This window comes from Vibrio sp. 1180_3 (assembly GCF_029478545.1).
Lineage (GTDB): Bacteria > Pseudomonadota > Gammaproteobacteria > Enterobacterales > Vibrionaceae > Vibrio > Vibrio aestuarianus.
On record NZ_SJFM01000037.1, the window covers coordinates 1 to 19,578 of the forward strand.

Annotated in this window: 19 protein-coding genes and 2 pseudogenes; 13 read left to right on the forward strand and 8 right to left on the reverse strand. The window is 41.8% G+C overall.

Translation table 11 applies throughout. The features are described from left to right. From EYW48_RS17580 to bcp, 4 genes and pseudogenes are all read left to right on the forward strand, one after another. Window positions 1-116: pseudogene (locus EYW48_RS17580) on the forward strand (IS630 family transposase); the annotation flags it as partial. Between the two features lie 48 nt (window positions 117-164). Then, window positions 165-1,175 (forward strand): hypothetical protein, encoded by a 1,011-nt coding sequence (locus EYW48_RS17585; protein ID WP_346780436.1) that lies wholly within the window; start codon window positions 165-167, stop codon window positions 1,173-1,175. Further along, a complete protein-coding gene (locus tag EYW48_RS17590; protein WP_277432761.1) occupies window positions 1,172-1,660 on the forward strand; it encodes a bacterioferritin comigratory protein in 489 nt (162 codons plus the stop codon). Before EYW48_RS17585 ends, EYW48_RS17590 begins: the two co-directional genes overlap by 4 nt. Before the next feature lie 114 nt (window positions 1,661-1,774). Beyond that, window positions 1,775-2,239 (forward strand): thioredoxin-dependent thiol peroxidase, encoded by a 465-nt coding sequence (bcp, locus tag EYW48_RS17595; protein ID WP_277432762.1) that lies wholly within the window; start codon window positions 1,775-1,777, stop codon window positions 2,237-2,239. 51 nt (window positions 2,240-2,290) lie between these two features. Here the strand turns inward: bcp and EYW48_RS17600 are convergent, their stop codons facing one another. Further along, the gene (locus EYW48_RS17600; protein ID WP_260256988.1) at window positions 2,291-2,920 is read right to left on the reverse strand and encodes a PAS domain-containing protein; all 630 of its coding nucleotides are present in this window, start codon (window positions 2,918-2,920) and stop codon (window positions 2,291-2,293) included. 200 nt (window positions 2,921-3,120) lie between these two features. On the opposite strand from EYW48_RS17600, the gene EYW48_RS17605 reads away from it, so the two are divergent. The 4 genes and pseudogenes from EYW48_RS17605 to EYW48_RS17620 all read left to right on the forward strand — a co-directional run. Further along, window positions 3,121-4,356 (forward strand): dicarboxylate/amino acid:cation symporter, encoded by a 1,236-nt coding sequence (locus tag EYW48_RS17605; RefSeq protein ID WP_260256987.1) that lies wholly within the window; start codon window positions 3,121-3,123, stop codon window positions 4,354-4,356. A gap of 9 nt (window positions 4,357-4,365) precedes the next feature. Continuing rightward, window positions 4,366-5,553, forward strand: a complete 1,188-nt coding sequence (metC, locus tag EYW48_RS17610; protein ID WP_102447694.1) for a cystathionine beta-lyase — start codon at window positions 4,366-4,368, stop codon at window positions 5,551-5,553. 41 nt (window positions 5,554-5,594) lie between these two features. Then, on the forward strand, window positions 5,595-5,969 hold the full coding sequence (locus tag EYW48_RS17615; RefSeq protein WP_274700429.1) for a RidA family protein: 375 nt from the start codon (window positions 5,595-5,597) through the stop codon (window positions 5,967-5,969). A gap of 668 nt (window positions 5,970-6,637) precedes the next feature. After that, a pseudogene (locus EYW48_RS17620) lies at window positions 6,638-6,772 on the forward strand (thioredoxin-dependent thiol peroxidase); the annotation flags it as partial. Window positions 6,773-6,848: 76 nt separating this feature from the next. On the opposite strand, the gene EYW48_RS17625 reads toward EYW48_RS17620, so the two are convergent. From EYW48_RS17625 to EYW48_RS17635, 3 genes are all read right to left on the reverse strand, one after another. Beyond that, window positions 6,849-8,720 carry a methyl-accepting chemotaxis protein gene (locus EYW48_RS17625; RefSeq protein ID WP_277432763.1) on the reverse strand — a complete coding sequence of 624 codons (1,872 nt, stop codon included), beginning with the start codon at window positions 8,718-8,720 and terminating at the stop codon, window positions 6,849-6,851. Between the two features lie 209 nt (window positions 8,721-8,929). Then, window positions 8,930-10,012 carry an AI-2E family transporter gene (locus EYW48_RS17630; RefSeq protein ID WP_277432764.1) on the reverse strand — a complete coding sequence of 361 codons (1,083 nt, stop codon included), beginning with the start codon at window positions 10,010-10,012 and terminating at the stop codon, window positions 8,930-8,932. Beyond that, a complete protein-coding gene (locus tag EYW48_RS17635; protein WP_168521410.1) occupies window positions 10,013-10,240 on the reverse strand; it encodes a sulfurtransferase TusA family protein in 228 nt (75 codons plus the stop codon). A gap of 197 nt (window positions 10,241-10,437) precedes the next feature. Here EYW48_RS17635 and EYW48_RS17640 point away from each other — a divergent pair, with 197 nt between their 5' ends. The 4 genes from EYW48_RS17640 to EYW48_RS17655 are packed head-to-tail and all read left to right on the forward strand — an operon-like array spanning window position 10,438 to window position 13,272. After that, on the forward strand, window positions 10,438-11,892 hold the full coding sequence (locus EYW48_RS17640) for a M48 family metalloprotease (RefSeq protein WP_346780437.1): 1,455 nt from the start codon (window positions 10,438-10,440) through the stop codon (window positions 11,890-11,892). Between the two features lie 23 nt (window positions 11,893-11,915). Further along, window positions 11,916-12,266 (forward strand): arsenate reductase (glutaredoxin), encoded by a 351-nt coding sequence (gene arsC, locus EYW48_RS17645; RefSeq protein ID WP_176313135.1) that lies wholly within the window; start codon window positions 11,916-11,918, stop codon window positions 12,264-12,266. Further along, window positions 12,263-12,838: an NAD(P)H:quinone oxidoreductase gene (gene wrbA, locus EYW48_RS17650; RefSeq protein ID WP_053311907.1), complete on the forward strand. Its 576-nt coding sequence runs from the start codon at window positions 12,263-12,265 to the stop codon at window positions 12,836-12,838. The genes arsC and wrbA overlap by 4 nt, the downstream gene beginning before the upstream one ends. Next, window positions 12,835-13,272 (forward strand): DUF2069 domain-containing protein, encoded by a 438-nt coding sequence (locus EYW48_RS17655; protein WP_277432765.1) that lies wholly within the window; start codon window positions 12,835-12,837, stop codon window positions 13,270-13,272. The genes wrbA and EYW48_RS17655 overlap by 4 nt, the downstream gene beginning before the upstream one ends. 89 nt (window positions 13,273-13,361) lie before the next feature. Here EYW48_RS17655 and EYW48_RS17660 read toward each other — a convergent pair whose 3' ends face one another. Continuing rightward, entirely contained in the window at window positions 13,362-14,582 is a 1,221-nt protein-coding gene (locus EYW48_RS17660; protein WP_176245507.1) for a DUF2066 domain-containing protein, read from the reverse strand. Window positions 14,583-14,771: 189 nt separating this feature from the next. On the opposite strand from EYW48_RS17660, the gene EYW48_RS17665 reads away from it, so the two are divergent. Further along, entirely contained in the window at window positions 14,772-16,031 is a 1,260-nt protein-coding gene (locus tag EYW48_RS17665; protein ID WP_053311910.1) for a uracil-xanthine permease family protein, read from the forward strand. A 46-nt stretch (window positions 16,032-16,077) separates the two neighbouring features. Here the strand turns inward: EYW48_RS17665 and ybaK are convergent, their stop codons facing one another. The 3 genes from ybaK to kdsA form a co-directional block, all read right to left on the reverse strand. Then, window positions 16,078-16,554 carry a Cys-tRNA(Pro) deacylase gene (gene ybaK, locus EYW48_RS17670; protein WP_176245508.1) on the reverse strand — a complete coding sequence of 159 codons (477 nt, stop codon included), beginning with the start codon at window positions 16,552-16,554 and terminating at the stop codon, window positions 16,078-16,080. 104 nt (window positions 16,555-16,658) lie between these two features. Next, on the reverse strand, window positions 16,659-18,320 hold the full coding sequence (gene ushA / locus EYW48_RS17675; RefSeq protein WP_277432766.1) for a bifunctional UDP-sugar hydrolase/5'-nucleotidase UshA: 1,662 nt from the start codon (window positions 18,318-18,320) through the stop codon (window positions 16,659-16,661). Window positions 18,321-18,719: 399 nt separating this feature from the next. After that, window positions 18,720-19,571 (reverse strand): 3-deoxy-8-phosphooctulonate synthase, encoded by an 852-nt coding sequence (gene kdsA / locus EYW48_RS17680; RefSeq protein ID WP_053311913.1) that lies wholly within the window; start codon window positions 19,569-19,571, stop codon window positions 18,720-18,722. Window positions 19,572-19,578: the final 7 nt, after the last annotated feature.

The window sequence follows — 19,578 nt, forward strand, 5'->3', positions numbered from 1 at the left end:
ACTTCAAGGCGGCAATAGACCAATTTTTTTCTGTGACTCTTCCAGAGATCGCAGGCTCTTTGACATCTCGAATTAATGATCATTTTCAGGTTCTCAAGCCTGCATCTTCAAGTTGATTCGGTATATATTTACTTAATACAAGCTTGTCAAAAACAGTAAAGGGTATGCAAGCAAAACAAGATGAATTTGTTACAACTGAAATAGGAAAAAAAGCATTTGAAGTTCTTAACACTATCCATAATCCGTTACGCAATAAACACACCAGTAGCAACGCATTTTTTCACAAATTTAAAGAAGGGTTTGGAGTTATAAGGAAAAAATCCATCTCTCGACATGCGCAATTTTGGTTCAATAAAACCCTATCAACTGAGCTTGAGTTAACAGAATATGATATCAAAGACTTAAGAATATCAGACCCGAATCATGGATTCGAACTGGGACAAAAATTTCATTTTTCATGTCATCAATTGCGACGATCATTTGCATATTATTTAATTGGTTACGAGTTACTTTCATTTCCTCAGTTGAAACAACAATACGGTCACTTATCTCTTGCTATGACACGACACTATGCAAGATATGCGAGCAAATTTCAGAAAATACGAAAACGCAACTCAACCTCAAAAGACCTGCACAATATTGTTTACAGAGAGCGAATAAAACAGAAATCACAACTTTACTTGAAGATTTATAACAAATTCGCCAACAAGGAGCGTGTCGCAGGGGGAAAAGGTAAAGACTTCACCAAAAGAGTCTTAGAGCTGGGGCATGTGGCATTTCAAGATAAAACCCAAAATGACATGTTGACGATAGAGTATTGGGAAAACGTGTTAAAAAAAGGGCACAGACATATACATGTGGTTGCTCCCGGCCTCTACTGTACATCGCGCAACTGCAGCCTTAGAACGCAGGTTAATTTAATTGAGTGCGTAGACTGTAAGAACGATTACATCGTGGATACTGTTTATGCTGAGGCTATGCGAAAAGAAGCCGAAATATTTATGTATTATGACATAGAACATGGCGAATTAACTCCACAGTCAGCAGCAGAGTCATATATCAAAATTACCGCGGCTGAACGAATAATGAGCGATCTAGGTATTGATTATGAACCAGTATCAATACCACAAGAAGTCAAACATCTACTCATACCTCACGCTGGAAACACATTATGAAGACCACCACAAAAAGCTTACTTATCGCAGCATTAAACCGTCTTCTCACAGACTCACCACATAACCAAGAACTACGGAAAAAAGTTCAATGCGGAAAACTCAAAATCAACAACAGTACAGTCGAAAAAGAAGCTGGTTTGTCTGTTGGGGCTCTTCGCAATCACCCTGACATAAAGGATCTGATACAAAAGAAGTCACTATCAGCTCGCGTTAACAAATGTATGTCGGCTCAATCAGAAGTAGAACTTTTACTAGAAGAGAGTAAAAAACAAAAAAGTGAAAACACTCAAGCAAATAAGAAGAAAAAAAAATACTTGGATCTTGCGAGAAGTCATGAACAAGCGTTAAGCATACAAGCAGCTAACCATATAAAGATGATTCAAGAGCTAATGGAAATGCTCCCAACTTCAGAACGAGAAAAAGCAATGGACAAAGTGGTCAATACTCGACCCGATAACATCGTTGAGGGTAACTTCAGAAAGTAACTAAACCTAGTTTAGAGTGACTACTAGACAACACCACCAAGCATAGATAAAACTACACACTGAAATAATAAGAAAGCTCGATTCAGAGTAAATTAAAGAAAGTAAGGATAACCCATGGCTATCGAAGCAGGACAAATCGCTCCAGATTTCACATTAAACAACCAAGACAGCAACCCAGTAACCCTCTCTGAGCTGAAAGGAAAAAAAGTACTACTCTATTTCTACCCACGCGCTTCAACACCTGGCTGTACGGTTCAAGCTCAAGGACTTCGAGACACGAAAGCTGAACTAGATGCCCACAACGTTGTTGTACTTGGTTTAAGCCCAGACACCCCGAAAAAGCTGACCAACTTTATCAACAAGCAAGATCTGAACTTCACTCTACTAGCCGATGAAGAGCACGAAGTTTGTGAGAAGTACGGTGTTTGGCAACTTAAGAAGTTCATGGGCCGTGAGAATATGGGCGTGGTTCGTACAAGCTTCCTTATCGATGAATCTGGGAATCTTGAGCATGTATTTAATAAGTTCAAAACCAAAGACCATCATGAAGTTGTTCTAGATTACCTCAACAACAAATAGTATTTGAATGACAAACCGAGCCAGTGCCCTTTAGCTGGAGGTAAATGGTCATTACTTAAGCTGTTGCAAGTATTTATAAGCAGTAGGCTCAGAGATGTTTAATTTATTCGCTATTTTTCCAACAGCTCCCTTTAACAAAAATATCCCTTCATTATTTAGATCCGTAACAATAGCAATTTTGTCTTCCTTCGATAGTTCAGCTAGCATCACAGGGTAAGCTTCAATCACTTTATCGATACGAATATCAACCATCTCAGGGATACTAACTCCAATATGCTCATCAACACTATTGTCTTCCTCATTTGGCACATAACCAGCAAGAAACGAGTCAATAAATTTCTTAGCATTTAAAAACTGCTCTACAACCATGTTGATACACAAAGCACCAACAATTCTCTTATTCTCGTCACGAATATAAAGAGTTGCGCATTTTAACTTTTTTCCGTCTTTCGAAAGACCTACATAGTTGTATTCATAATCAACCGAATTATCTGTAGCGATTGATTTGACTACAAGGTTGGTCACAGGATCTCCAACCACCCTACCGCTTATATGTCCATTTCTAAGCTTGTATATGGATGACTCCATATCTCTAAGATCGTGTAACACTACTTCGACATTTTCTCCCAAAAAGTCAGCAAGCATATCAACAATCGGTTCATACGGGACTAAGTAGTTCATTAAATCGCTCCATTTCTTCATTTAATAAAAAATTATCACAAAAATTGATCCAATACATTAAATTATAAAAAATTATCCATAAATACCACTTTAGAGATCATAATCACTGTTTTGGTATAATTTTTTCTTCATAATCACTCCAAATTCAAGTGTTCGTATAATTAATTATTAATCACAATTACTAACAAGAGTGAAACATTATGTTAAAAAAGCTAGAGCCTTACCGCTCATCAATAGTCTTACTATTGGCGCTTATTATTGGCGCAATCTTTGGAATAACCGCACCAGAACTTGCACTTAAGGTAAAACCAATCGGTCAAATTTTTCTTAACCTTCTATTCATGGTCATCGTTCCTTTAGTTTCACTTAGTGTAATGTCTTCAATTGCGGGCATGACTGATTTAAAGAAACTTGGCAAGATTCTAGGCTTAGTACTGACGATTTCAATTGCAATGGCATTTTTCCCATCACTGGGAATTGTTGGTATCGCTCAGCTATTTGACCTATCTCAAGGTGTGACCATCGACTTAAGCCAAGAATTTACAGGCAGTGCTGGTGGCATGGATTTTGTCAGCATGTTTACGACCAATGACTTTGTGGGCTTATTATCTAAATCGAACATTCTTGCGCTTATTATCATGTCTGTACTGGCGGGAATTGCGATTAGCCAAGCCGGTGAGCAAGGTAAGAAAATTGCTGAGTTAGTTGATGCAGCTAACGCTATAGTGATGAACATCGTTGGCCTTATTATGAAACTCGCTCCTGTCGGCCTTGGCGCATTCTTTGCTGCAACAATGGCATCTCAAGACAGTTCAATCTTAGCTCCTCTTGCTACAGTTATCGGCCTACTCTGCGGATATATGGTCATTTATTACGCAGTTGGCGCAACTATCTACTCATACATCGGTGGTGGCACTAATGGCGTTAAGCAGTTCTGGAAATACGCAGCTGCCCCATCAATTACAGCGCTAGGCACATGTTCTTCTCTTGGCACTCTACCAGTCACTATCAAAGCGGCTGACAGCATGGGTATCAAAAAAGAAATATACGATATCTGTATCCCACTCTTCGTAAACCTTAATAAATCAGGCGTTGCTATTACTGCGGCAATCAAAGTGGTCTTTATCTACGCAGTTTTAGGGCTTCCATTTAGTTTTGATGTATTCGTTATGACCATGGTTATTGCTGTGCTATCGGCAATCATCATCGGTGGTGTTCCGGGCGGCGCTTTCTTAGGTGAGATTTTCATTGTCACTACGCTCGGCCTTCCACTTGAAGTAATTCCAGTACTCGTAGTAATCGGCACTATATGTGATGCGCCTGCAACAGTACTCAACGTTGTGCACGACATTAACGCAACACAAATCGTAGAGCGCTTCATGGGTAAAGAAAAACAACCTCAAGAACTATCACAACCTGCTGAACAATTGGCATAGGATAAAAAAATGACTAGTAAACATATCGAAACAAAATTAGTTACCGCAGGTCGCAAACCTCGTTTTCAACAAGGTTCTGTAAACGCTGTCGTTCAACGTGCATCTTCACTTGTGTTTAACAGTGTTAAAGAGAAGAAAGACGCAACAGCAAACCGTGCAAAAGGTGAATTATTCTATGGACGTCGCGGCACTCTGACTCACTTTTCTCTACAGGATGCTATGTGCGAGCTAGAAAATGGTGCGGGTTGCGCGCTATACCCATGTGGTGCAGCTGCCGTAACAAATTCTATATTGTCATTCGTCGCCTCGGGCGATCACGTTCTTATGACAGGTGCCGCTTATGAGCCAACTCAAGATTTCTGCAATATCATTCTTAAAGACATGGCTGTAGAAACAACATACTACGACCCAACAATTGGTTCTGAAATTGCTGATTTAGTAAAACCTAATACAAAAGTAGTTTTCTTAGAGTCACCAAGTTCAGTAACCATGGAAGTTCAAGACATTCCAGCTATTGTCAAAGCGGTTCGCGCTGTATCTGAAGATGTCATTATTATGATCGACAACACTTGGGCTGCAGGCATTCTATTTCCTGCACTGGAATTCGGTATCGATATCTCAATTCAAGCTGGCACTAAATACATCGTTGGCCACTCAGACGCAATGCTGGGTACGGCCGTAAGCAACGAGCGTTGTTGGGATCGTTTACGTGAGCGTTCTTACCTAATGGGTCAGATGGTTGATGCAGACACAGCTTACACCGCTTCACGTGGTTTACGTACTATGGGAATTCGTTTAGCTCAACACGAGAAAGCTAGTATCGAAGTGGCTAAATGGTTAACGGAGCGCCCAGAAGTTGCAACAGTTAACCATCCTGCACTACCAAGCTGTAAAGGTCATGAATTCTACGTTCGCGATTTCAAAGGCTGTAATGGTCTATTCAGCTTCGTCCTAAATAAGAGACTCAGCCAAGAAGAACTTGAAGAATATTTAGACAATTTTAAGCATTTCTCAATGGCATATTCATGGGGCGGTTACGAGTCGTTGATTCTTGCTAATCAACCTGAAGAGCTGAATGCTATTCGCCCTGCAAACCCTGTTGATTTTGAAGGTACTTTAGTACGAATCCATGTAGGTCTCGAAAACGTATCAGATCTTATTGAAGATCTAGAAAACGGCTTCACGCGCATTTATTAATTATTTTTCACATCATCACACGATGATATTTTGGAGTTTTCATGGAAATTGTATTCTCGACACAAGCACCTGCAGCAGTTGGCCCTTTTTCTCAAGCTATCAAGTCTAACGGTATGCTTTACCTTTCTGGTCAGCTACCTCTAGACCCAGAAACAATGAAGTTTTCTGCTAGTAACGTGACGGGGCAAGCTGAGCAAATTTTCCGTAATATTAGTTCCGTTATTACGGAAGCTGGCTGCGAAAAAGAGAGCATTGTTAAAACGACGGTGTTCTTGTCTGATATGAATAATTTTACAGAGTTCAATGCCGCTTACTCTGAGTTTTTTGGCGAACATAAACCAGCTCGTTCATGCGTTGAGGTTGCTCGTTTACCATTAGATGCTCTAGTAGAAATAGAATTGATCGCTGAGCTTTAATTACTATTGATAACAGGCCGTTCGATAAAAGCCTCGCAAATGCGAGGCTTTTTCAATCTAGCAGTCTGCTTTAGACCATGCCAACACAAGTAACTCGACAACAAAGTATAGTCTTACACCCTTACATTCTAAACTTTTTTGATTTCGGCAACTATCACCAAAATGAATCATTATATGCATAGGTATCTACACAGATTGGTCGCATATTGAGCAATTAATTTGATTAAGGGAACTGAACCACGGATCAGTGATCAAGAGAGTTAACTATTCTTTCACTTTACTGATTATGACTTGATCTGCTCCAGTGATACTGGACACTCACGTAAGCGACTTTTTCCATACTTTTAATAATTCATGCTTTGCTATATTAGCAAAAGACGCAACTCGGAATTGTCCAAAAGTGAGTTACAGGTGTGATCACCAAGCGTGTGATCACCGAGCGGTTCTGTCGTATATACTAGTGGTTCCACGTCATAGCTTACCTAAGGTTTTTATGACAGGCTTCAATTGGTAAATCGGTAAATAGAGCCAAATTTACAAAAAATTATGACAAGTGCTATATTTGTAGTTGAGTAAGAGAAAACATTAATCTAACCCACTATTAAAGAAAGACTTTTCTGAAAAACGTCAAGATTTTCGTCAGAAATTTTTTACAAGGGTGTGGTCGTATAGGAAAAGTCTACGATGGACTACATCGCATCAGTTTCTTAATTAATGAGCAAGGCACTATTGAGCACGTTTTCGATAAATTCAAAACCAAAGATCACCATGAAGTAGTCTTAGCTTATTTGAATGGACAGTAGTCACTCACTATAGTAATGAACGTAAAAATGCCAGTCGTTATAAGCGGCTGGCATTTTTATTTTTTATGACGACGAGCTAAACGATGAATTTATTCATCAGCGCATCTTGTTCTCGTACATTCTCGGTTTGCACCTGCATCGCAACATTCGCCTCTTCAGCAGATTGTGCAACTTGAGTGGATAGATCTTTAATCTTCACCGTATTGGTGTTGATCTCTTCCGCAACTAAGCTCTGCTCTTCTGCTGCCGATGCGATTTGAATATTCATATCGGAGATAGCTTGGATTGCATCGCGGATACGATTTAGTGCCGAATTAGCACTTTTCGCTTTATCTACCGCATCAACCGCCGTTGTCTTACTTTCATTCATCGCTGACGATACTGAGCTTGCACCAACTTGCAGTTGCTCGATCATGTTTCGAATCTCAGTCGTCGATTGCTGTGTTCGTTGTGCCAGCGTTCGCACCTCGTCAGCCACCACAGCAAACCCGCGACCAGACTCCCCAGCACGCGCCGCTTCAATAGCCGCATTCAATGCAAGTAAGTTGGTTTGGTCGGCAATATCATTGATTACTTTCAGAATGGTTTCAATATTCGCCGTTGCAGATTCTAATCCTTTCACTTCTTCAACAGCTTGGTCGATGCGAGCAGATAACATATCAATCGACATTGTAGTTTCATTCACAACTTTCGAACCATCTAGAGTAGCTTCATCGGCTTCTCTCGCTGCAGCGGCTGCACCTTGAGCATTATTCGCAACTTCTGTCGATGTCACGGCCATCTCATGCATTGCGGTGGCTAACTGCTCTAACTCTTCCAACTGTGTACGCATCGCATCGGCTGATTCATGAGCGCCTTGTACCGTCAATTCAGTACCACGCATGATCTCTTGACCAATCGCTTTGGATTGTGTGATTTGTTTTTGCAATGTTTCGGTAAAAGTATTAAACCCTAGCGCTAGCTCAGCAAATTCCTTATCCGTATTAGTATTCAAACGCTTGGTAAGATCGCCCTGCCCAGACGCAACATCCTTTATCGCCTCATTCAAGATACCTAAAGGTCGCATCAACACTTTAATAAGGAAGCTCAAGACAATAACACTCAATATAACACCGATGAGAGTGTAAATAATGGAGCTATTTCTGAGCGTAGTGATGGTGCTAAATGCAATGGATTCATCAATGATAGCCCCGACATACCAGTTTTCGCTCGGTATCTGAGTAAAATCAACCAAGAAATCCTGTCCATTCATTTCAATGCGTTGAGTGCCATCTTTAACAGAGACTTGAGGTAGGTAAGTCGAAATATTCTGCCCGTTGTTTTTGCTATCAGGGTGAGCAATCGTCGTACCATCAGCCGTTACAATGAATAGGTAGCCAGCATCAAATAAGTTGACTGAATTGACCAAATCAGCAAGGCCAGTCAACTCTAGGTCATAAAACATCGCACCGGTAAATTGGCCGCGATTAAAAACAGGCGTGCCGATAGAAATAATGACATTTTTTGTTGAAACATCGACATATGGTGCTGTAACGACTAATTTTCTCGATGACTTAGCATCGATAAACCAAGGACGCTTGCGTGGGTCATAATCACCACTCGGCTCCCAACCATCATCATTTTCAACCACATTACCATCACTGTTGTACCCAAATCCGACCGCTAAGAAGCTCTTTTTAAGCTTAGGCTTTTCTAGTACATTTTTTACATAATCTCGGTTATCCGGATCAAGCTCCAACACTTCCGTCATGGACTGAGCCAATCCCTTTTTACTCTCCATTTCAGAAACAACGGTATTTTTCACCCCTATAACCATTTCATTTAAGCTATCTGCTACTAGAGATTCAACTTCCGTGCGAACAGTGCTTAATTGCTGAATTGACAGCAAAGAAACGGTAACCAATAGTAATGCAGAAGAGGCTGCGACTATTTTTTGGCTAAACTTCATATGTATCCCTCATTGTTGCCAATTATTATTGTGGCTGATTGCCATTCTTATTGTGTTTATAGTTATGTATCGCCAAGCCAAATGAAAACTGAAGTTTTTTTTACTTTCTATCTACATGAGTTTAATAAACATATCGCATTTGAACAAAAAAAACCTAACTAATGATAGTTAGGGTCACCTTTTGTAAAACTATTTATTTAACTCATTGTTCATACTGAAGTTGATGTGATGTCAGGATCCGAATCATCGGTGCTTGGCAAAGCATGCCAAACCGCTTTAACCAATGTCGCTAGTGGAATCGCAAAGAACACTCCCCAAAAGCCCCACAAACCACCGAACACGAGTACTGCCACAATAATAGCTACAGGATGAAGATTGACCGCCTCTGAAAAGAGCACTGGAACTAACACGTTACCATCTAAAGCTTGAATAATGCCATAAGCAATGAGCAACGTATAAAACGGTGGAGTAACGCCCCATTGAAACAAGCCTACAATCGCCACCGGTACAGTTACCGCTGCAGCTCCAATGTAAGGAATTAATACCGATAGTCCAACCGTGACAGCCAATAGAACAGAATAGCGTAAATCTAGTATGGCAAAGGTCACGTAACTAACTCCACCGACAATCAATATCTCTAAGACTTTGCCACGGATATAGTTGGTGATTTGCTGGTTCATCTCCTGCCAAACTCTGGTCGCTAATTTTCGGTTTCGAGGCAGTAAACCACTCGCTATTCGCAACATTTCATTTTTATCTTTGAGCAAGAAAAATAGCAGTAATGGCACTAAAATCAGATACACACCTAATGTGGCTAAGCTGACCAAGGATGCCAAAGAACCTTTAAGTACACTTTCACCCATTCCTAGAGCTTGATTTTTCGCGTTGCTGATCACTGATTCAACAATTTGTAAATTAGCCAATTCAGGATAACGTTCTGGGATAGAAACGATAAACTTCTGCAAACCTGCATACATGTTGGGAATGTCATTGATCAGGTTGCCAACTTGCTGCCAAATCGTCGGAACTAAGCCAAAAATAGCCAGAAGCATTAAACCGACAAAGAGTAAAATAACTAAGATAACCGAGACAGTTCTAGGAATATTCAAGCGGCACAGTTGTATCACTGGCCATTCCAAAAGATACGCCAAGACTATAGCGACCAACAACGGTGCAATAAGATGACCAAAGAAATAGATAGTAATGAAACCAAAAAATAGAATGGCAACCAGACTAACGGCATGAGGGTCAGAAAAACGTCTTCGATACCAACGACTTACCATTTCGAGCATTTAATCAAGTCCTTTCATTATTTTTAACGAAAAATTACAGGATGCCGTTTCAATCCGGCAAGAAAAACCATTGCTAGTTAAATACTTTTCTATATCTTGCTTAGAACCAGAGTCTGCGATCAAAATAGTCAACTCATCGCCATACTTCATTTGAGCAGTGTGACGTTTCGCAAGTAATAAGGCCATAGGGCAACGCTGTTGACGTAAATCCAGAATATTTGGTTCCATTCTGACGCTCAATGCTTAATATAGGCCTGCTATTGTATCGGTTTTTTACTGGTACGTCAGTGTTTATCCAAACACGAAAACTGGTAGGATCAATCTTGTTTTGTAACCATTTACATTCATGATTTGAAATTGGAAACCAATCACTACTTTCAATGTCTTACAAACAAGATGATTATGGAGTATCACTGAACAATATGATGTTTAAACGCGCTCGTTCTCTACTTTGTCTTTGTATCGCTGCGGCACTCAATGTGCCGGCAATAAGTTACGCAGACACCATTGAGTTACCGGATATCGGCACCGTTGCAGGTTCAACCCTAACGATTGATCAAGAGCTGATTTATGGTGATGCTTACATGCGCATGCTTCGCAATAGTCAGCCTATCGTTAACGATCCCGTTATCAACGAGTACATTGATAACCTCGGACACAAGTTGGTTGCTAACGCGAATGACGTCAAAACACCATTTACTTTCTTTATGATCCGAGATCGCAATATAAATGCGTTTGCCTTTTTTGGTGGATACGTTGCCTTACATTCGGGTTTATTTTTGCATGCTCAATCTGAAAGCGAGTTAGCTTCGGTGCTTTCTCACGAAATAGCTCACGTGACGCAGCGACACCTGGCTCGTAGCATGGAAGAACAAGCTCGGCGCTCCCCGGCAAATATTGCGGCGCTGGCCGGTTCATTATTGTTAGCCATTGCCGCTCCTGAAGCGGGTATTGCCGCGATTACCGCAGCAACGGCAGGCAGCATGCAAAGCCAAATCAATTATACACGGAGTAATGAAAAAGAAGCAGACCGTTTTGGAATTGCAACCTTAGCTAAAGCAGGCTTTGAAGCGCAAGCCATGCCAAGATTCTTTGGCCGCTTAGCTGATGAATATCGTTACGCGAGCAAACCACCACCAATGCTTCTAACTCACCCTCTGCCAGAAGACCGCATTACTGATAGCCGTGAGCGAGCACAACATTATCCACCACTACGCTTGCAGCCATCACTGGATTATCATTTAACACGATCTCGGATTGTAGCCCGTTATGCTGGGATTGATGCCGAAGCAGCACTAGATTGGTTTACTCGCACCGAGAAAAAAGCAGCGCCAGACCTTTCATCGGCCTTTCAATATGGTAAGGCTTTAGTGTACTTAGACAGTAAACAGCTGGATAAATCAGCCGCCATTTTGAGCAAACTGATCGCCCAAGACCCGAATAATAACTTTTATCTTGATGCTATGGCAGACCTTGAAATCGCTGAAAACCAAGCGGCAAAAGCGCAAATTCTGTTAGAAAAAGCACTCCAACAAAAACCGAACAATCCAACGCTGATGATTAACTACGCCAATAGTTTGTTAAGACAAAATAAACTCGCAGAAGCGGTGCGAGTATTACAGCGTTATACCCACGACAACCCTAACGATGTCAACGGGTGGAGTTTGTTGTCCGAAGCAAATATCAGTATAGGCAATAGCCAAGAAGATCTTGCTGCGCGAGCCGAGTTACTTGCACTAAGAGCAAACTGGAATAAAGCTATTCAGTATTACACCCAAGCTAGCCAACTCGCCAAATTAGGCAGCCTAGAACAAGCTCGCTATGATGCGCGTATAGACCAATTAATGGTTCAACGTGACCGATTCTTATCACTCCAATAATTACAAAATCACTAGGAGAAAACATGTCAGTCGTGATTTATCACAACCCAAAATGCTCAAAAAGCCGTGAGACACTCACTCTACTCGAAGCTCGAAATATTGAGCCAGAGATCGTCAAATATCTCGATGAAACACTCACTGTTGAACAACTAAAAACACTGTATGCTCAACTCGGTATAGAGCAAGTTCGAGCGATGATGCGTACCAAAGAGGCTCTTTATAAAGAACTCGATCTTGGGAATCCATCACTTAGCGACGAGCAACTTTTTGAAGCGATGGTTGCCAATCCAAAGCTAATTGAACGTCCTATTGTCGTGGCTAATGGAAAAGCACGCCATGGCCGCCCACCAGAGCAAGTTCTTGAAATTTTATGAGTAATAAGATTGTCGTGCTCTACTACAGTAGACACGGCTCAACTCAGGCACTGGCAAGGCAAATCGCTCGCGGTATTGAATCGCAATCAGGCTGTGAAGCCATACTGCGAACCGTGCCCGAAATTGAAAATCATAGCCACCAGCCCAAAGACCCGTACCTTACACTTGATGAACTCAAAGAGTGTGATGGTTTGGCTTTTGGTAGTCCGGTTTGGTTTGGCAATATGGCCGCTCCGCTCAAACATTTTTGGGATCAAACCACACCGCTCTGGGTCAGTGGCGCATTAATTGACAAACCAGCTTGCGTCTTTACTTCTTCATCATCACTGCATGGTGGTCAAGAAACGACGCAACACAGTATGTTATTACCATTAATGCACCACGGCATGTTGATTGTTGGCATTCCTTATTCGGAACCAACACTACATACTACAACATCTGGTGGAACACCTTATGGCGCAAGCCATGTGGCAGCAGAAAGTGCTCAACTCTCAACTCAAGAAAGTGAATTAGCACGCCATTTAGGACAAAGGCTGGCCACGATTGCAAGCCGATTAAAGGATAGATTATGACGGCAGATATGATGCCACGCACCAAACAATTTCGTTGGTTAGCATTACTCGGAAACTTATCGTTATTGGTATGGGTTGTGTTATGGCAGTACTCACTCTCCCCTCACCCACATCTCAACAATGCTACTTTAGCCATTGCTTGGAGCATTCCCTTGCTATTACCTTTACCTGGGATATTAGCTGGAAAACCATACACTCATGCATGGGCTAACTTTGTTTTAATGCTCTACTTTCTGCACGCACTCACATTGATTTACGTCGATGGTGGAGAACGCTGGTTGGCCGTTATCGAGCTTATTCTTACTTTTGCGGCATTCTTAGGTAATATCCTTTACGCTCGTCACCGAGGCAAAGAACTGGGCTTGAAGCTCAAACGTCTGTCTGAAGTTGAAAAGCAAGAAAAAGCGAACTTTGGCCAACAAACAGAAAAGTAACACTTAAAACTTTAGTGGTTTATATACAAAAAAGAGCCTTAAATTAGGGCTCTTTTCGTTTGTACATCTCATCAGATTACTGTGTTGAATTACTCACGCCATGAAAAATAAAGTGTATTCTCAACTGGAGGCGTAGGTTGCAAAGTAGATGCCCCTTCAGTCTCTTGCAACATTTGCGAATCAAGTACTTGATTATCATTTGCTACGCTTGTATCAGGTTGAGAAACTTCTGATTCAGCAAGAGAAGAGTCACTGGTGACAGGCGCTATAGCATCGACAACATCAGGCTGTTCTATATGACTGACTACATCGAATTGGTTGCTCATTTCGATTTTATTGACCGTCCCCATCCGTAGCACTTCCTGCTCAAAATCTTGCTCCGTTGCCAGAAGGTGTACTTTAAAGACGATCGATTCCCCTTGAATTCTTAAAATATCAAGCGAAGCAACGGAACTTAGGCTTTTTAATTTGTTTTCTAAGGTGAAGAAATCAACCGCATCATTAATATTACTAAAGCTGGCTAATACTGATGATGAAGACTCACTAGAGACCATCACTGAACTTTTATCTGCATAATAATTACTTAACTGATCAACCATCTCGGCAACGGCGTTAGAGCCGGAAGCTTGTCCAGAAACTGGAGCCTGAGGGATTTGCACCATTTGCCCGGCTTGTTGATCGTAAAGATTCCAGCGAACATTGTTGCCTTGCACACGAACAACCACAATAGAGTCAGTCGGGTAACGCTCACTTGCTGCACTGATAGGTTGCACAAAGCCTCCCCAAAGATCAGACACTTCAACGCCCGTGATATCGTCAAAATCGCCAACAGGGATCGTAATCGGTAACCCTCGGTTATCTGCCGCGATTTTTAGTTGCTGCATCCTCGGTGTATCAGAGTGCTCCCAAGCAATAGTGCGATCGTACCCTGACTCTTCAATAAGCCATACCAACACATTAGCGCGGTTTTCTGGCCAAAATGGTAGCTGAGCTTGTGTTAATAAAGAACGGATATGTGGGGCACTAAATCCCATTTTGATGGTGGATTGTGAATCGTTTTGAGCATAACTAATTTGCGCTAAATATTGAGAGTGCTGCTTTAAGGCTTTTTGGATAACCTCATTATTCACTGAGCTTTTATCACCGGAAGCTCGAATAATGACTTGCTCCATACCCTTTACTCGAGCTTTATCGTCTGCATTGGTTTGCTCTTGGTCAATAGTGATCTCTGAATGGTATAAATCGACCTTCGTCAAGGCATAAGCGGGGAGAGTCATTAAGCTCATCACCAACATAGCTAAATAGCGCATACTGTTCCTACGATCTGTTTTGTGAATGTCGATGATAAGCAACTATCTCTATCTCGGCAAGGAATCCACTTCAGGATACGGTGATAATTCAAACAAAGCTGATGACTTTCTTTGATCTAGTTTCCATGGCAATCGTTTGCAAAAGTGATAGAATCCTGCAAATTTTTATTTTGCTGCAGGGAAATCATCATGAAAAATGCCATTCAAGGCGCTCAGATGCTCTTCGTCGCATTTGGTGCATTAGTTCTTGTTCCGTTATTAACCGGGCTTGATCCTAACGTTGCACTATTTGGCGCAGGTGTCGGTACTCTTTTATTCCAACTTATTACACGCCGCTCAGTTCCAATCTTCTTAGCTTCTTCATTTGCTTTTATTGCACCAATTATGTTTGGCATCCAAACTTGGGGTGTGGCTGCCACTATGGGTGGTTTAGTTGCCGCTGGGGTTGTGTATGTCATTATGGGCGCGGTCATTAAAGTTCGTGGCGTTGAGATTATCCACAAACTACTTCCACCAGTTGTTGTTGGCCCTGTAATCATGGTTATCGGGCTTGGTCTTGCTCCGGTTGCTGTAAACATGGCTCTTGGAAAAACAGGCGATGGTGCGGTTCAATTGGTTAATGCCGATGTGGCAATGTGGATTTCCTGCGTTTCATTGATCACGACCATCACCATTAGTGTCTTTGCTAAAGGCTTCCTAAAGCTTCTTCCTATCTGTGGCGGTATTTTTGCTGGCTATCTTTTAGGATTGTATTTCGGTGTTGTTGACTTTACGCCTGTAGCACAAGCAGCCTGGCTCTCTATGCCAAACTTCACTTTTCCTGAATTCAACATCAACGCCATTCTATTTATGATCCCTGTCGCTATTGCTCCTGCGGTAGAGCACGTAGGTGACATGTTGGCAATTTCGAACGTTACAGGAAAAAACTATATTAAAAAGCCAGGGCTACATCGCACTATTACTGGCGACGGTATTGCTACCATCGCAGCTTCCATGCTGGGCGCGCCACCAAACACGACTTACAGTGAAGTGACCGGTGCTGTGATGCTGACCAAAGCTTTTAACCCAGTCATCATGACATGGGCAGCTATCACCGCTATCGTATTAGCTTTGGTGGGTAAACTCGGTGCTCTGCTACAGACTATCCCTATTCCGGTAATGGGCGGTATTATGATTCTGCTCTTTGGATCAATTGCGACCGTAGGCCTCAATACATTAATTAAAAACCACGTTGACCTGCATAAGTCTCGTAACTTGGTTATTGTTGCGGTAACACTGGTCTTTGGTATTGGTGGTATGGCATTTGGTATTGGTGAGTTCAGCCTACAAGGTGTTAGCCTTTGTGGTATCGTAGCGATTGTACTGAACCTTATTCTTCCTCATGACTTGGGCGAAAATCACGTGGTTGATAATGCTCAAATGGAAGAAGATATTGACGTAAAAGGTTAAGCTTCCTTTTGATACGGCCTCGATATCGAGGCCGTTATTTTTTCAATTATTCCTGACACAATTCGACAAATTCCCCCCGCGTAAGCATAGCGAGATCGCTTGGTGCCAATTCTATTTCTAAACCTCTTTTTCCTGCGCTGACACAAATAGTTGGCTGATCTTTTGCACTGATGTGGATAAAGGTGGGTAGTGCCTTTTTTTGTCCAAGCGGGCTAATTCCCCCTACCACATAGCCTGTCGTTTTCTGCGCAATATCTGGGTTGGCCATCTCAGCCTTCTTCGACTTTGCAGCTTTCGCCGCTCGTTTAAGATTCAGTTTATGATCGACTGGAATGATCGCTACGGCAAGGTTCTTCGCTTCACCGTTTAAACAAAACAGTAAGGTTTTAAATACTTTTTTTGGATTTTGTCCCAATACTTCAGCAGCTTCTAATCCATAACTGCTGTGGTTTGGATCATGCTGATATTGATGGATGGTGTGAGGGATTTTTTTCTTTTTAGCCAAATCAATAGCAGGTGTCATGGGGTTATCTCGTGATTACAACAAACAGCAATAAAAAAGCGATGCCTAAACATCGCCTTTAGTTAAAATGATTGCTGAGTTTGAGTCAAACTCTTTATTGGCTATTACTTATAGACCATTTCACCCATTGGCGCATATTGGTTTACATCAATTGGGCTGTTAGCTTCTAGGTAGTCTTTCAACACTTCAGCATCGACAAAGCCTGTGTTTACATAACCAGGATGACCAGAAATTTTAGGATAACCATCACCACCAGCAGCATTGTAGCTTGGCACAGTGAAACGGTAGGTTTTGTCTAGGCGCAATTGCTTATCACCAATAACAACGTTTGATACTTTGCCATCTGATACCGTCATTGAGATACCCGCAAATTGAGCGTAGGCACCAGAATCAACCGGCTTAGTTGCAACCACATTGAGATAATCCAGAACTTCAGCACCAGTCATATCGGTATAAGTCAGAATATTAGCAAACGGCTGTACTTTCAGAACGTCTTTATAAGTTACGTTACCTGCATCAATCGAATCACGGACACCACCTGAGTTCATTACTGCAAAATCAGCTTTTGCACGCTCCATATGCGCCGTTGCAATCAAACGACCTAAGTTCGTTTGTTGGAAACGAACAACATTGCGGTCACCTTCCAATTTGCCGTTAGTTTCAGCAATTTTCACGCCTAACTGCGCCTGACCTTGCTCTTGGTATGGACGCAAGAAGTTCAGCATTTCTGCATCTTCAGCGATTTGCTCTTGAATAAAGACGCGCTGGCTTTCACCATTCACTTTGACTTTCTTCTTCAAGTTCACCGGAATCAGGTTATAACTCACCATGTTTAGCTCGCCATTACGGAATTCGTAATCAGCACGACCTACGTATTTACCCCATTCATGCGCTTGGACAATATAAGTCCCGTTTTGCATGTCTGGCTTACATTCGTCGCCAGGCTTAAAGGTTTTACTGACAACGTTAGGGCCTTCCATACATACAGGCTCTTGCGAGTGACCACCGACAATCATGTCAAGTGAACCTTCATCTAAATAGCGAGCCAATGCAACATCACCGGGAGCATTTACACCACGCTGACCATTTTCATAGTGACCCATATGTGTCACAGCAAAAATGAGATCCGGTTTTTCGCTTTTCTCAATCTCAGCAATTAATTTCTTCGCTTCTTCTTTTGGATCACGGAACTCAATACCACTGATAAACTCAGGGTTACCGATTTTTGCCGTATCTTCGGTGGTCAAACCGATAACGGCGATTTTTACGCCTTGCTTATCAAACATTTGATACGGTTGGAATAAGCGTTTACCCGTTGCTTTGTCATAAATGTTGGCAGACAGCATCGGGAAGTTCGCCCACTCTTTTTGCTTGAATAACACATCAAGTGGGTTATCAAATTCGTGGTTACCTAACGCCATCGCGTCATAACCAATTTTACTCATGCCTTTGAAATCAGGCTCTGCATCTTGCAAGTCAGACTCAGGAACACCGGTGTTAATATCACCGCCAGAAAGAAGAAGAACACTGCCACCTTGAGCTTCAATTTCAGAGCGAAGATCATCAATCAGCGTTTTACGTGCTGCCATACCATACTCACCATATTTATTTTGCCAGAATCGGCCATGGTGATCGTTGGTGTGAAGAACGGTCAGTTTGTAAGTCGTGTCCTGTTGCCATTCGTGAGTTGGTTGAGTTGCGCAACCCGCTAAGGTTGCAAGAATTGCTGCGCTGAGCGCTGTTTTTAGAATAAGGCGTTGTTTCATTGTCATACCTTTGAACTTTAGTTAACCACTGCATGTGAAGGTGTCGATGGCCAACCATTTGAAAAGTCAAGGTTAGCCGCACCGATAAAACTTGAACCAGTTTAAATTAACACGTCACACGTGACAGCTCGATTTCATATTTATGTAGAATTGATCACTATAAAACGATAAATAAAGTGTAACGGTTCACGCTAGTTACACATCATATTCCAATAGATCACAGGCAATCGTTTTACTGATATAGCGGGCAAAAACCGAAGTAATGAGAATGGTATTACAAAATAAACAGACTTAGAAAACATCAGATAAAAAATTGACCACCAGAATGGCGGTCAAAGAATAGGCTAATTGAATACTTGCCTCATGATATGTAGCGTTATCGATGTATAACCGATAGCGCTATTTAATCTCGATATGTGCAAAGCTCTTGATCAAATCATCGAGCGCTTTCATTTGCGCTAAAAATGGCTCAAGTTTATCCAACGGTAATGCTGACGGACCATCACAACGCGCTTTATCAGGATTCGGGTGAGCCTCAATGAAAAGACCAGCAATACCGGTTGCTAGACCAGCTTTAGCTAATTCAACCGTTTGTTCACGTCGGCCTCCAGAAGCTGCACCAGATGGATCGCGCATTTGCAATGAATGGGTAACATCAAAAATGATTGGGCTGCCGTTTGTCACATTTTTCATCACGCCAAAACCTAGCATGTCGACAACGAGGTTATCGTAACCATGACAAGCACCACGTTCACAAAGAATGACTTTGTCATTGCCACACTCAGCAAATTTCTCAACAATGTTGCCTACTTGTCCAGGGCTCATAAACTGTGGTTTTTTAACGTTAATAACAGCACCAGTTTTAGCCATTGCTTCCACTAAGTCAGTCTGACGAGCAAGAAACGCAGGAAGTTGGATAACATCGACAACCTCAGCAACAGGTTTGGCTTGAGCTTCGTTATGAACATCAGTAATGATTTTCACACCAAACGTATCTTTTAGCTCTTGAAAGATTTTCATCCCTTCTTCTAAGCCCGGACCACGGTAGGAATGCACTGAACTGCGGTTCGCTTTATCAAAAGAGGCTTTAAAAACGTAAGGAATTCCTAATTTTTCAGTCACTTTTACGTAATGCTCACAGATTTGCATTGCTAAATCACGTGATTCAAGCACGTTCATTCCAGCAAACAGAGTAAACGGTTTATCGTTAGCTACTGGAATATCACCAACGTGGACGATTTTTTGTTCCATCTTATTT